General features: G+C 72.3%; 12 protein-coding genes. 5 read left to right on the top strand and 7 right to left on the bottom strand.

Features of this window, described 5'->3' with window-relative positions; genetic code table 11:
• Window positions 1-95 precede the first annotated feature (95 nt).
• Window positions 96-1,610, top strand: a complete 1,515-nt coding sequence (locus LIU39_RS25555) for an SDR family oxidoreductase (protein ID WP_227049251.1) — start codon at window positions 96-98, stop codon at window positions 1,608-1,610.
• Window positions 1,611-1,765: 155 nt separating this feature from the next.
• Here LIU39_RS25555 and LIU39_RS25550 read toward each other — a convergent pair whose 3' ends face one another.
• The 6 genes from LIU39_RS25550 to LIU39_RS25530 all read right to left on the bottom strand — a co-directional run bounded on the left by LIU39_RS25550 (window position 1,766) and on the right by LIU39_RS25530 (window position 7,437).
• Window positions 1,766-2,221, bottom strand: coding sequence for a spore-associated protein A (locus LIU39_RS25550; protein WP_264483238.1), 456 nt, complete (start codon window positions 2,219-2,221; stop codon window positions 1,766-1,768).
• 322 nt (window positions 2,222-2,543) lie between these two features.
• A complete protein-coding gene (locus tag LIU39_RS25545) occupies window positions 2,544-3,401 on the bottom strand; it encodes a lysozyme (RefSeq protein ID WP_227049247.1) in 858 nt (285 codons plus the stop codon).
• Window positions 3,402-3,818: 417 nt separating this feature from the next.
• Window positions 3,819-4,535, bottom strand: a complete 717-nt coding sequence (locus LIU39_RS25540) for a transglycosylase SLT domain-containing protein (protein WP_227049245.1) — start codon at window positions 4,533-4,535, stop codon at window positions 3,819-3,821.
• An 887-nt stretch (window positions 4,536-5,422) separates the two neighbouring features.
• Window positions 5,423-6,664: a beta-ketoacyl-[acyl-carrier-protein] synthase family protein gene (locus LIU39_RS25535; RefSeq protein WP_227049238.1), complete on the bottom strand. Its 1,242-nt coding sequence runs from the start codon at window positions 6,662-6,664 to the stop codon at window positions 5,423-5,425.
• Complete coding sequence (locus tag LIU39_RS35045; protein ID WP_264483237.1) at window positions 6,661-6,786, bottom strand: hypothetical protein; 126 nt, start codon at window positions 6,784-6,786, stop codon at window positions 6,661-6,663. Before LIU39_RS35045 ends, LIU39_RS25535 begins: the two co-directional genes overlap by 4 nt.
• A gap of 198 nt (window positions 6,787-6,984) precedes the next feature.
• Window positions 6,985-7,437: a MarR family winged helix-turn-helix transcriptional regulator gene (locus tag LIU39_RS25530; protein ID WP_227049237.1), complete on the bottom strand. Its 453-nt coding sequence runs from the start codon at window positions 7,435-7,437 to the stop codon at window positions 6,985-6,987.
• Between the two features lie 130 nt (window positions 7,438-7,567).
• Between LIU39_RS25530 and LIU39_RS25525 the strand changes: the two genes are divergently transcribed.
• Entirely contained in the window at window positions 7,568-7,978 is a 411-nt protein-coding gene (locus LIU39_RS25525; RefSeq protein WP_227049235.1) for an organic hydroperoxide resistance protein, read from the top strand.
• Window positions 7,979-8,056: 78 nt separating this feature from the next.
• Here the strand turns inward: LIU39_RS25525 and LIU39_RS25520 are convergent, their stop codons facing one another.
• On the bottom strand, window positions 8,057-9,055 hold the full coding sequence (locus LIU39_RS25520) for a DMT family transporter (protein WP_227049234.1): 999 nt from the start codon (window positions 9,053-9,055) through the stop codon (window positions 8,057-8,059).
• Between the two features lie 73 nt (window positions 9,056-9,128).
• On the opposite strand from LIU39_RS25520, the gene LIU39_RS25515 reads away from it, so the two are divergent.
• From LIU39_RS25515 to LIU39_RS25505, 3 genes are all read left to right on the top strand, one after another.
• On the top strand, window positions 9,129-10,028 hold the full coding sequence (locus tag LIU39_RS25515) for a LysR family transcriptional regulator (RefSeq protein WP_227049233.1): 900 nt from the start codon (window positions 9,129-9,131) through the stop codon (window positions 10,026-10,028).
• Window positions 10,029-10,304: 276 nt separating this feature from the next.
• Complete coding sequence (locus LIU39_RS25510) at window positions 10,305-10,550, top strand: acyl-CoA carboxylase epsilon subunit (RefSeq protein WP_227049232.1); 246 nt, start codon at window positions 10,305-10,307, stop codon at window positions 10,548-10,550.
• 211 nt (window positions 10,551-10,761) lie between these two features.
• Complete coding sequence (locus tag LIU39_RS25505) at window positions 10,762-12,390, top strand: APC family permease (RefSeq protein WP_227049231.1); 1,629 nt, start codon at window positions 10,762-10,764, stop codon at window positions 12,388-12,390.
• Window positions 12,391-12,432 lie beyond the last annotated feature (42 nt).

Genomic DNA, 12,432 nt, shown 5'->3' with positions numbered 1-12,432 from the left:
GGGCGGGGGCCTGCCCGCGCCGTCGCCGGAAGCCGCGCCGCCGGTTCTGGCCCGGCGAAGCCGTGGGCGCTGCCGTCGGGGAGTATCGTCCCGACATGTCCTCCAAGGCCCGCCCCCTCGCCCTGGTCACCGGCGCCACCGGCTACATCGGCGGCCGCCTCGTCCCCGAGTTGCTGGATGCCGGATACGCCGTACGCGCGCTGGCCAGGAGCCCGGAGAAGCTGCGCGACCACCCCTGGGCCGGACGGACCGAGGCGTGCCGCGGGGACGTCACCGACGCCGCATCGGTCCGCGCCGCACTGGACGGCGTCGACACCGCCTACTACCTGGTGCACGCCCTCGGCACCGGCCGCGACTTCGAGGAGACCGACCGCAGGGCCGCACGGATCTTCGCCGAGCAGGCCCGTGCCGCAGGCGTCCGCCGCCTCGTCTACCTCGGCGGCCTGACCCCCGCGGGCGTACCCCGGCACGCCCTCTCGCCCCACCTCCGCTCCCGCGCCGAGGTCGCCGAAATCCTCCTGGCGTCCGGCGTCCCCACCGCTGTGCTGCGCGCCGCCGTCATCATCGGCTCGGGCTCCGCCTCGTTCGAGATGCTGCGCTACCTCGCCGAACGCCTCCCGGTGATGGTGACGCCCAGCTGGGTGCGCACCCGCATCCAGCCCGTCGCCATCCGCGACGTGCTGCGCTACCTGGTGGGCTGCGCCGGCCTGCCGGACGACGTCTCGCGGGCCTTCGACATCGGCGGCCCCGACGTGCTCACCTACCGCGACATGATGCAGCGCTACGCCCGGGTCGCCGGCCTCCCGGAGCGGCTCATCCTCCCCGTACCGGTGCTCACACCCGGCCTGTCCAGCCGCTGGGTCGGGCTGGTCACGCCGGTCCCCGGCGCCCTGGCCCGGCCGCTCGCCGAGTCGCTGCGGCACGAAGTCGTCTGCCAGGAGCACGACATCGCCCGCTACGTGCCCGACTCACCCGGCCACCCGATCCCCCTCGACGACGCGCTGGACCTGGCACTGCGGCGGATCCGCGAGGCCGAGGTCGCCACCCGCTGGTCCAACGCAGCGGTGCCCGGCGCCCCGAGCGATCCGCTGCCCACCGACCCCGACTGGGCCGGCGGCTCCCTCTACACCGACCGCCGCGCACGCCGGGTGGACGCCGCACCCGAAGCGCTGTGGCGGGTGGTGGAAGGCATCGGCGGCGAACACGGCTGGTACTCGTCGGGCCTCGCCTGGGCGGCACGCGGCTGGCTCGACCGGCTCGTCGGCGGGGTGGGCCTGCGGCGCGGCAGGCGCGACGCGGGCCGGCTGCGGGTCGGCGACTCCCTGGACTTCTGGCGCGTCGAGGAGATCGCGCCAGGCCGACTGCTCCGGCTGCGCGCCGAAATGCGGCTACCGGGCCTGGCCTGGCTGGAGTTGGCCGTCGGCCGTGACGCCCACGGCCGTACGGTCTACCTCCAGCGGGCCCTGTTCCACCCGCACGGCCTGGCCGGGCACGCCTACTGGTGGGCGGTGTCCCCGTTCCACGCCGCGGTGTTCGGCGGCATGGCCCGCAACATCGCCAGAACCGCCGAGACCGCACCGGAACCACCCGCCCCTGCGCCCGCCTCCTGACACACGGACGCTCCGCACGGCCCCAGGGCGCATCACCCGGCGCACCGGCCCGTCCTCGCCCGGTCGTCGATCCCTCGCCTCGGGCGATCGGCAAGCGCCGGCACGGAAAACGGCGGACCCCGGGCACCGGGCCCGGAATCCGCCGCACGCGCTGATCAGTGGCGGGTCACCGTACCGGCCGCCAGGCGCCCGCAGTTCGAGCCGTTCACGTTGACACTGACGTTTTCGATCGTGCCGCCCCAGTCCACACACCGGCCCTTCGCCAGCAAATAGACCGGTCCCGCGTAACTGGTGTAAAGCCCGCTGTCGAAGACGGTTTCGGAACTTCCGTCGGTCGGCCCGAGATAGGTGTACATGGAGACCGCCTTTCCGGTGGTGTTCCGCACCGTCACGACACAGTTCTTGCCCGTCTTGCCGTTGTAGGTGAGAAACACCGCCCCCTTTCCGGAGATCTCCGCGGAATTCACGACGCTGTAGCCGCTTCCACAGGCTCCGTTGTACGCCGCAGTGGCGCGCACGGGCGCGGCCGATGCGCTGGTAGCGGTAGCCATCGTGGCCATACCTGCCACTGCCAGCACTGCGGATCCTGCGATGGCACGAGAACGCTTCATGGGAATACCCCCGTCAGAGGTGATGTCCTTCGCGTGGTCATTGCGCAGTGTTGGACAGCGATCGTCCGGAGATGGTTGTACCGATCGTGGGTGAACTTCCCGTACCCCGTTGGAACAAGCCACTCGCCCCTCCCCAAACCGCCCCAGGAAAAGGCCCGTTACCGCACCGCACCGCCAATTCTCCTCCCCTCGAACGAGGTTGCCATTTTTTTTCGGTACGCAGCGGACGTGGCGACGGCCGGCCCCCGGCGCCTGATGCGGCGCCGGGAACCGGCCGTCGGCGGATCCTGGAGGTGATCGTGGAGATGACCCTGCGGACGGATCAGCCGTTGGCGAGTGCCTTGAGGCGGGTGAACGATCCGTTGAAGCGGTTGCGGTCGCCGACCGTCGGGCCGGTGGACGTGTACTGCCAGATGGTGTGGAAGGGCCAGCCGGCCGGGAGCGTCCCGACGGACGAGCCGTAGCGCGGAACCCACAGCGGGTTCGTCTTGCCGAACTTGCGGGAGTTCCCGGTGCACTGCGTCCACCAGTTGGTGGAGGTGTAGATGACCGCGTCCCGCCCGGTCTTCGCCCGGTACGTGGTCACGAAGTCGGCGATCCACTGGATCATCGCCGCGTCGCTCTTGCCGTAGCAGGTCGCCCCGTAGGGGTTGTACTCCATGTCGAGCGCCCCGGGCAGCGTCTTGCCGTCCTTCGACCACCCGCCGCCGTGAGCGGCGAAGTACTTCGCCTGCGCCGCCCCGCCGGAGTGGTCCGGCAGCGCGAAGTGGTAGGCGCCGTGGATGATGCCGGCGTCGTACGAGCCCCGGTACTGCTGGCTGAAGTACGGGTTCTTGTAGGTGGTCCCCTCGGTGGCCTTGACGTACGCGAAGCGCACGCCGCTCGTGCGCAGTGCGGGCCAGCCGACGTTGCCGTTGTGGCTGGAGACGTCGACGCCGTCGACCGACGATGTGGAAGAGGACGCCTGCGCATCGGAGCCGCCGGCGCGGTCGACGCCTTCGTGGGCGGCGATCGTGGAGCCCATCCAGTCCTGCTCGGGGTGGGCGGGTTCCTTGTCGCCTCCGGCCGCCGCGGCAGTGCCCGGGAGGGCGAGGGTCAGGACGAGCGCGGAGAGGGAGAGGAGCGTTCCGGTCGCGGCGGGGAAAGTGCGACGGGCCGGACCGGATCTACGCAAGGGCATCGGGTACCTCCGAAGGCCATCGGTTGGCGGTGCGGCAGATTTTGAGCAGATTCCTGCCGATAAGGAGACATATGCGCTGCACTGCTCGCTCCGTAACCCGACAGGCCATCAGGCCCCCGTCCGGCCGGACGGTGTCACTCGTCCGGCGCCACAACGGTCCGGTGTCGCGCTCCCCACGACCCGTCCCGCAGTGCGCCCCGGGAGCGAGTGTGTCCGGGAGCGAGTGCGTCCGGGAACGCGAAAGCGGGCCCCGTGTTGCCGGGGCCCGCTTGCCTGCGCAGCGGCGCACGCGCCAGTCGCCGCATCCGTCAGCTCGGCGGTGAGGGCGTCACGTCGCCGTGCGCCGCCTCACCGGTACGTCACCTCCGTACCGCATCACCTCGGTACCGGGTACCGGGTACCGGGTACCGCGTCAGCTCAGTAGGCGGAGTTGACGTTGTCGATGGAGCCGTAGCGGTGTGCTGCGTAGTTGGCTGCGGCGGTGATGTTGGCGATGGGGTCGGTGAGCTTATGGGGGGTGCCCTTGACGTGGTAGGTGTCGAAGGTGGGCTGGATGACCTGGAGGAGTCCCTTGGAGGGGATTCCGTTGATGGCGTTGATGTCCCAGTTGTTGACGGCGTGGGGGTTGCCGGAGGATTCGCGCATGATGTTGCGGTGGAGTCCGTTGTAGGAGCCGGGTATGCCCTTGTCCTTCATGATGTCGAGGGACTGGCGGATCCAGCCGTCGAGGTTGTTCTTGTACTGCTTCGGCGCCGCCTTGGGCGCTGCCTTCGGGACGTCGAGTGCCGTGCGCTCCAGGGAGCGGTCGGCGGCCTGCTGCGCGGTGTGGCCCTGCTCGGCGACGGCGGTCACCTTGAGCGAGTCGGCCACCGAGAAGGTCGACTTGCCCGCGGCCTCCGTGCTCTTGGCGGCCGTGTCCTTGCCGGTCTGGGTCTTGGCGGGGAGGCCGTTGGTGGTGACGGGCTTCACTGCGGCGGGGGCGTGTGCGGAGGTGGTGGTTCCGGTGTCGCTCGGGGCTGCGGTGGTGGCGAGGGCTGTGGTGGCGCCGGCGGTGGCGAGGACGGCCACGGCGATCTTGTGGGTGCGGGTGATGCGCATGGTGCGGGCGTTGCGGAGCAGGGTGAAGCTGGGCATGCGGTGACCTCTTCCGGGTGGTGTACGGGGGAGCGGCCTTCGGCGGCGCGTGTGAACCGAGGGTCTGGCCGCGCTCGCTCACCACGGGGGAGGAGCCTCTTCGGCACGTTCTCGGTGCTACCCGAGTAATGGTTAACGCGGCCCTCGGGTGGTGGCAATGATGGGTTGTACTACCCCTCATCGTGAGATACGGCGAGATGTCCGATGTTGTGCCCGTTTTTCGGTGTGATTGAGCGGGCGTGTTTCGACTACAGCGGCTCGTACGTGACGTGCACCCTGTGCCCGGCATCACCCGGCGCTGCCCGAAATGCCGGAGTTATGGGTTGGAGGGGCGGCGTTGAAGTCGCCTGGGTCACAGGGGATGGCGCGCGGGGCCGTGCCGCGGCCGTGATCAGGGCACGGCCGGTTCCGTCAGGCGTAGTGGGGATGGCCCCAGGCGCCGATATACGTGTCGAGCCGATGCCGCGCGAAGGCGGCCGGAGGTCCCACCCCACGTTGCTCACCCTGCCGACCGCGATGTCGCGGTCTGCCGGCCCGCCGAGGTTCCCCGGGCATCGGCGTACGGCAGCCGGTGCTCCGGCATCCGCAGCTGTTCGTGACGTCAGGCGGACGTCATGCCGGATATGGGTCGGCTGGCGGGCCCGCTGGGTCGAATCCGTCCGGCTGCCGGGGCCGGGGGCCGTACTCCGTGACGTCGAGATGCCGGTCGGGGGCATCGACCGGCCGGACCGCTTCGCAGCTGGCGGCAGTGACCGGGAGCCGCAGGCAGGTACGGCCCCTGTGGTGCGCTGCGTGCGACCGCCCGGACGTGTACGTGCTCCCGTCCCCGGGCCCGGTGCCGTCGGTCGGGGGCGTCCTGGACGGAGCCGGGCGGGGGCGGATGTGGCTCAGCTGCGGGTCAGGACCAGTGCGGCGTTGTGTCCGCCGAAGCCGAGCGATGTCTTGACCGCGCAGTCGAACCGGGCGGAGCGCGCCTCCTGGCGCACGATGTCCAGCGGGATCTGCGGATCGGGGGTGTCGAGATTGACGGTCGGCGGCACCAGCTGCTGTTCCAGCGCGAGTACCGTCAGTGCGGTCTCGATGCCGCCGGCGGCGCCCAGTGTGTGCCCGGTCATCGCCTTGGTTGAGGTGACCAGCGGGTGCCCGCCGAGCACCCGCCGCAGCATCGTCGCCTCGATCCGGTCGTTGACGACCGTCGAGGTGCCGTGCGCGTTGACGTGCCCGATGTCGGCCGCCGTCACCTCCGCGTCCGCCATGGCGGTGCGCAGCGCACGCTCGATGCCCCGGCCCTCGGGGTCGGGCGCCACCGCGGCGTACGCATCGCTGGACGCGCCGTACCCGGCGAGGCCGGCGCGGATCGTGGCGCCGCGCGCCCTGGCGTGCTCGGGGCGTTCCAGGACGAGGAGGCCGGCGCCTTCGCCGACGACGAAGCCGTCCCGGTCGGCGTCGAAGGGGCGGCAGGCGGCCGCGGGGTTGTCCCGCCGGGTGGAGACCGCCTTCATCTGGCAGGCGCTGGCGATCAGCAGCCGCGAGCACACCGACTCGGCGCCACCGGCGATGGCGATGTCGCAGGCCCCGGACCGCAGCAGTTGGTGCGCGGTGCCCAGGGCGACGGTTCCTGAGGAGCACGCGGTCCCCACGCCCAGGCTGGGGCCCTGTGCGCCCAGGTCCATGGCGACGTTGCTGGCGGCGCTGTTGACGACGGTCAGCGGGGCGAGTTTGGGGGAGACCCGGCGGGCGCCGCGCTCGGTCAGTGCGGTGTGCTGCTCGTCGTAGAAGGGCAGCCCGCCGTGCGCCGAGCCGATGACGACGGCGACCCGGGTGCTGTCCCAGGTGGCGGCGTCGAGGCCGGCGTCGGCCATCGCCTCGCGGGCCGCGATCACCGCGAGCTGCGCGAAGCGGTCCATCAGGCGCACGGCCGCGACGCCCAGTGTTCCGGTGGCGTCCAGGTCGTCGGCGGCGTACATGAAGTCGCAGGGCAGGTCGGTCAGTTCGGCTCTGTGCCGGACTCCGGAGGGGGACGATTCCTCGGTGACGGCGTGCCAGGTGGCCTTGGCGCCGACGCCGGCGGCCGTCACCAGCCCGATGCCTGTCACCGCCGCGGAGAACGGCTTCCGGGCGGCCGTCACGCGGCGACTTCGCCGTCGGTGGGCGCCGTCGGCCGGCGCGGTGGGGGCTCGGTGGTGACGTCGGCCGGGCCGGCCCCGGATCGTTGGGTCGGCAAGGTGGTGACGACTTCTGCCGGGTTCACGTGGCACTCCTCCGCTTCGTGGGCGATCTGCCAACCGCGGCCCTGCGGGTGCTCGCCGGCGGCTCCGGCTGTGGTGCGCAGGGCGCGCGCCCTGCGCGCGTACCGCGGAAGGCACGTGCCGGGTCTAACGGTGCGGGGCGACGGGAGGGTACGGGGCGCGGCCCGATCGGGGCGTGCGGCAGCCCGGCGGGGCGGGGCTCACGCCTCGTCGAGTGCGCTGGTCACCCGCCCCAACAGGCCGCGCAGGGTGCGGAGTTCCTCGACGGTGAGGCCGGTCGCCGCGAGCATCCTACGGGGGACGGGCAGGGCGCGCTCGCGCAGTTCTTCGCCGTCCGGTGTGAGGTGGACGGTCACCGACCGCTCGTCCTCGGTGCTGCGTTCGCGGCGTACCAGGCCGGCCGTCTCCAGGCGCTTGAGGAGCGGGGAGAGGGTGCCGGAGTCGAGGCGGAGGCGCTCGCCGATGGACTTGACGGGCCGCGGGCCGTCCTCCCAGAGCACGAGCATGACCAGGTACTGGGGGTAGGTCAGCCCGAGGTCCTTGAGTGCGTCCCGGTAGACGCCGCCGAACGCGCGCGAGGCGGCGTGCAGCGAGAAGCAGACCTGGTGGTCGAGTCGGAGCAGTTCGGCGTCGGGTACCGGGAGCGTGGTCATGGCTCCAGATTAGCCCTCGGGGGCATTGAGTCGCGGGAAGCTTAATTGCGTGCAACTGAGTTGTGTGCAATCTTTATGGGTGTCGGGCGGCCGGGAGTCGGCCGCGCCGGGCTATCGAAGGAGTTCCGTGATGGACGCGCTCTACACCGCTGTCGCCACCGCCAACGGCCGTGAGGGGCGGGCGGTCAGCTCCGACGGCCGGATCGATCTCGCGCTGGCCATGCCGCCGGCGCTCGGCGGCAACGGCGAGGGCACCAACCCGGAGCAGCTCTTCGCCGCGGGATACGCCGCGTGCTTCGCCAGTGCGATGGGGAACGTCGGACGGCAGCTGAAGGTCGACACCACCGACGTGTCGGTCACTGCCGAGGTCTCCATCGGCAAGGACGACACCGGCTTCGGCCTGGCCGTGACCCTGCGGGTGGAGCTGCCGGACAGTCTCGCGGGCGAGAGGGGCAGGCAACTGGTCGAGGCCACCCACCAGTACTGCCCGTACTCGAAGGCGACCCGCGGCAACATCGACGTCGAGCTGGTCGTCGAGTAGCCCGCGGCTCCGGGTGGCGAGGGTGAGCCGCACGGGGCCACGGCCGTGCGGCCCCGCACCCTGAACGCCTGGTCGCCCCTACCGGGCATCCGCCGTGCCGCTGCCCGAACGTGCCGTTCCTGCAAGGCTGTTGAAGCCCACGGCCGCGACCACCACCACGCACCCGGCGAGCTGGGTGGCCGTCGGCCGCTCGCCGATGGCCAGGCCGAGCAGAAAGGCCAGCACGGGCTGGAGCAGTAACAGTCCCGCGCCGACGTGCGGAGCCAGCCTCGGCAGCGCGGTGGTGATCAGCAACCAGGCCAGCACCTGGCCGACCAGTGCCAGCGCCGCCAGCCAGCCCCAGGCCGGCCAGCCGGGAGCGAGATCGATCCCCGTCCACAGGCCGCCCAGCAGCGCGGCCGCCGCGGCCGCAGCGCCGGTCGACACGCACACCGGGCCGACGGTCTGCGCCCGTCCGCCGCCGAGCCGCATCAGGAACAGATAGCCGGCGTACGTCACTCCGGCGGCGATCCCGTACGTCACACCGGCCACCGGATCGCTGCCCGGCTGTGGATGCCCGACGGCGCCGCTCGCGAGCGCGACCCCGCACAGCATCAGCGGCGCCGTGCACAGGAACCGCCGCGACAGCGCGGCCTTCGAGACCAGCCGGGCGAGCAGCGGGAAGACCACGACCTGGACGTTCAGCAGCACCGTGGCGATGGCGGCGCCGACGTGCAGGACGCTCGCCGCCCAGAAGACCATGTCGACACCGAGCAGCAGCCCGGCCGCGAGGTCCGTCAGCAGGTAACGCACCGGCCGGCTCCCGACCCGCCGCCGCTCCCGCAGCGCGAGCGGCACGAGCACCAGCAGCGCGAGCGCGCACCGCAGGAACGCCCCCGTCCCCGCGTTCGTGCCGGACAGCTTCATGAAGGCCGCCGACGCCGAGATGCACGCGGACCCGGCGACCGCCCCGGCCACCGGCCCGCCCAAGCGTCCACCGCGGCGCGGCTCCGCACCCTCCGGCACCCGCACGGTCCCGGCCCGCCGCGCCGTCCCCGGGCACGCCGCCGCCTCGATCTCCGTCTCATCGGATCCCATGCGTCCACTCTGGCCGTCATGACCCAGAAGAAAAAGCGTAGATTCGGCAGGAATACTCAGTAGAATTCCTTATGTGTTCAGCATCGACCGGCTCCGCGCCCTCGCCGCGGTGGCCGCCCACGGCTCCATCGCCCAGGCCGCCAAGACGCTGCAGCTGACCCCGTCCGGCGTCTCCCAGCAGCTCGCCAAACTGGAGCACGAAGCCGGGCACCCGCTGCTCGAACCCCACGGCCGCAGCGTCCGCCTCACCCACGCGGGACGCGTCCTCGCCACCCACGCCGACCGGCTGCTCGCCCAACTCGCCGCCGCCGAACGGGACCTCGCCGACCTCGGCGACGACGTCATCGGCCCGCTGCGGATCGGCGGGGTGGGCAGCGCGGTGCGCACCCTGCTGCCCCGGGCGCTGGCCGCACTGACCGCCGCCCACCCCCGGCTGACCCCCACGGTGCGCGACGGTGAGGCCGTCGACCTGATGCCGCTGCTGCTCGCCGGCACCCTCGATCTGCTGCTCGTCGAAAGCTGGGCCAACCGCCCCGTCTTCGTCCCGGAGGGTGTCAGCGTGCGCACGCTGACCAGCGAGGACGCCTACGTCGCCGTGGCCGCGGACCACCCGCTCGGCGACCGGGAGACGATCGGTCTTGCCGAACTGGCGGGCACCGCGTGGGCCGGCTGTCCGCCGGGCACCGAGCCGTACGAAGCGCTCCTCCAGGCGCTGCGCGCCCACGGCGTCGAGCCCGATGTGCACTACACCGTCGCCGAACACCTCACCCAGCTCGCCCTGGTCGAACAGGGCCTCGCCGCCGCACTCATCCCCGCCATGTCCCGCCGCCCCGCCCCGCCCGGCGTACGGTTCCTGCGCACCCGCCCCGCCCTGTACCGCGACATCAAAGCCGCCTGGCTCACCCGCGCCGCGAGCCCGCCGGTCCGCGCCTGCGTCAACATCCTGTCCGGACCGCCCACCCGGGCACCCTGACCCGGTCGGCGACGGCCGGTCCGCCCGGTCCCGGGAACTGTCGCTCGCCCGATCGGCCGAGGTGGCGCGGGGCGCTGCACGGCAGCCCGCGGGCCGCAGCGGCACGGGCGGCGGGGCACCGGCCGCCACCCGGTCGGCGAGTGCCGGCGCGACGGCTCCCGCCCGCGCTTCTAGGGTCGGCCGTGTGATCGCACCGCCCGCCTCCCGCACCGCGCCCCGACCAGGACACCAGGCACCGCACCGCGGCCTTCGCCGCCCGGCCGCCGGGCCCCGCCCGTGACCGCCCCCGCCGACAGCGCGCCCCATGACTTCGCGCTGCGGATCGACAGGGGCGTCGCCGAGCCCGAGGAACTCGCGGCGATCACGGTGATTCTCTGGGCCCGGCTGGCCCGGAGCATCGTCGGCGTCGAGGACGAGCGGCCCGCGCGGCACCACGCCGACCACGTCGACCGCGCCCACCGCGTCCACCGGCACCCTCACCCGCACCTGGCCTGCTGGGCCGGCTGCTGGGCGTGCGGCTGAGGCCCACGCGGCGAAGGACCGGTGCCGGCCTGCGGCTGCGCCCGGCATCTGTCCCGGGGAGCGAACGGGGACATCTCGGTAGGTAAGACCGAGCGGGAGGCGGAGAAGGCCCGGCCGCTTGGTGGATTCGGGCCGCTGACCGGCAGAATCCGCGTCAGGTCCCGCGCACGCGGGGCCGTCAAGCCGGGAAGCGGAGCAGGAGGCCGATGCCGTGTCGGAGCGTCAGGTGACAGGTGGGGGCGGGGGCGCCGACGCGCCAGGGGTGCAGGTCCAAGAGAGCCGGCTCCGCCGGGAACTGGGCTTCTGGGGGCTGACCGGCATCGGCTTCTCCAACATCGTCGGCTCCGGATGGCTGTTCGCGGCCATGTACGCGGCGCAGACCGCCGGGCCCGCCTCGCTGCTGTCCTGGATCGGGGCCGGGCTGCTGTGCGGCCTGGTCGCCCTCGTCATGATCGAACTCGGCGCCTCGCGCCCCGAGGGCGGCGGTACGGTCCGCTGGCCGCTGTTCGCCAGCGGGCGCCTCGTCGGCACCCTCGTCGGCTGGTCGGTGCTGCTGTCGGTCGGCGGCACCGCCGCCGAGATCAGCGCGATCATGCAGTACGCCGCGCACTACCTGCCGGACATCTACAACGGCCACACCCTCACCGCCTCCGGACTGGCGCTCGCCGCCGGACTCAGTGTGCTGCTGACCGCGCTGAACTGGTTCGCGGTACGGATGTTCGCCCAACTCAACAATCTCGTCTCGGTGTTCAAGATCGTCGTCCCTGTGATCACCGTGATCGCACTCATCGCCTCCGGCTGGCACTCCGGCCGCCTCACCGACCACGGCGGCTTCGCCCCGTACGGCTACGCGGCCTGCCTGACCGCGCTGGCCGGCGGCGGCATCGTCTACTCCGTCAACGGGTTCCAGGCCCCGCTGGACTTCTCCGGCGAGACCCGCAACCCGCGCCGCACCATCCCCGCAGCCGTCCTCACCGGCATCGGCCTCGCCGTCCTGATGTACCTGGTCCTCCAGGTGGCGTTCCTGTTCACCGTCCCCGACAAGCTGCTCGGTGGCGGCTGGAGCGGCGTCTCCTTCGAATCCCCCTTCGGCCAGCTCGCCCTGATCCTCAATCTGCACTGGCTCTCCAGCCTGCTCTACGCCGACGCGGTCATCTCGCCGGGCGGTTCCGCCTACGTCGGCGTGGCGATCGACGCGCGGCACACCTACGCCCTCGCCAAGAACGGCACCATCCCGCGCTTCTTCATGAAGGTGAACGAGCGCTACGGCATGCCGCGCCGCGCCCTGGTCATCAACCTCGCGGTGATCATCGTCTTCCTGCTCCCGGTCGGCGGCTGGCAGGACATCGTCAGCGTGATGGGCGACATGTATCTGCTGATCTACGCGGCGTCGGCGGTGGCCGTCGCCGTCTTCCGGTCCGGGCCCGGCGGCGGCACCGTGGGATGGGTGCCGGGACTGCGCTGGATCGCCCCGCTCAGCTTCGTCGTGGCCAGCGAGTTCGTGTACTGGTCGGGCTGGCACAACCTGCGGCTCGCGCTGCCCCTCGTGCTCGGCGGGCTGCTGATCTTCCTGGCCATGCGACGCCCCGGAGCACAGGCCGGAACGGAGCCCGGCGGGCACCGCGGGTCGCTCGCCGCCGAACTGCGGACCGGCGCCTGGCTGGTGTGCTATCTCGTCGCCCTGACCCTGCTGTCCTGGCTGGGCACCTTCGGGGGCTCCGCCCGGATCCCCGCCCCGTACGACTCGTCCGTCGTCGCCGTCATCGCCCTTGCCGTCTTCTTCTGGGCGGTCCGCTCCGGAGTCCGGCACCTGGCGACGACCCCTGCTCCCGCCGCCTGACCGTCGGCCAACGGGCACCACCGCCCCGCTCCGCCGGGCGCC

This window comes from Streptomyces pinistramenti, from assembly GCF_020564935.1.
Lineage (GTDB): Bacteria > Actinomycetota > Actinomycetes > Streptomycetales > Streptomycetaceae > Streptomyces > Streptomyces pinistramenti.
The sequence above is the reverse complement of the archived record's forward strand: the minus strand, read 5'-3'. Positions and strand labels throughout refer to the sequence as shown.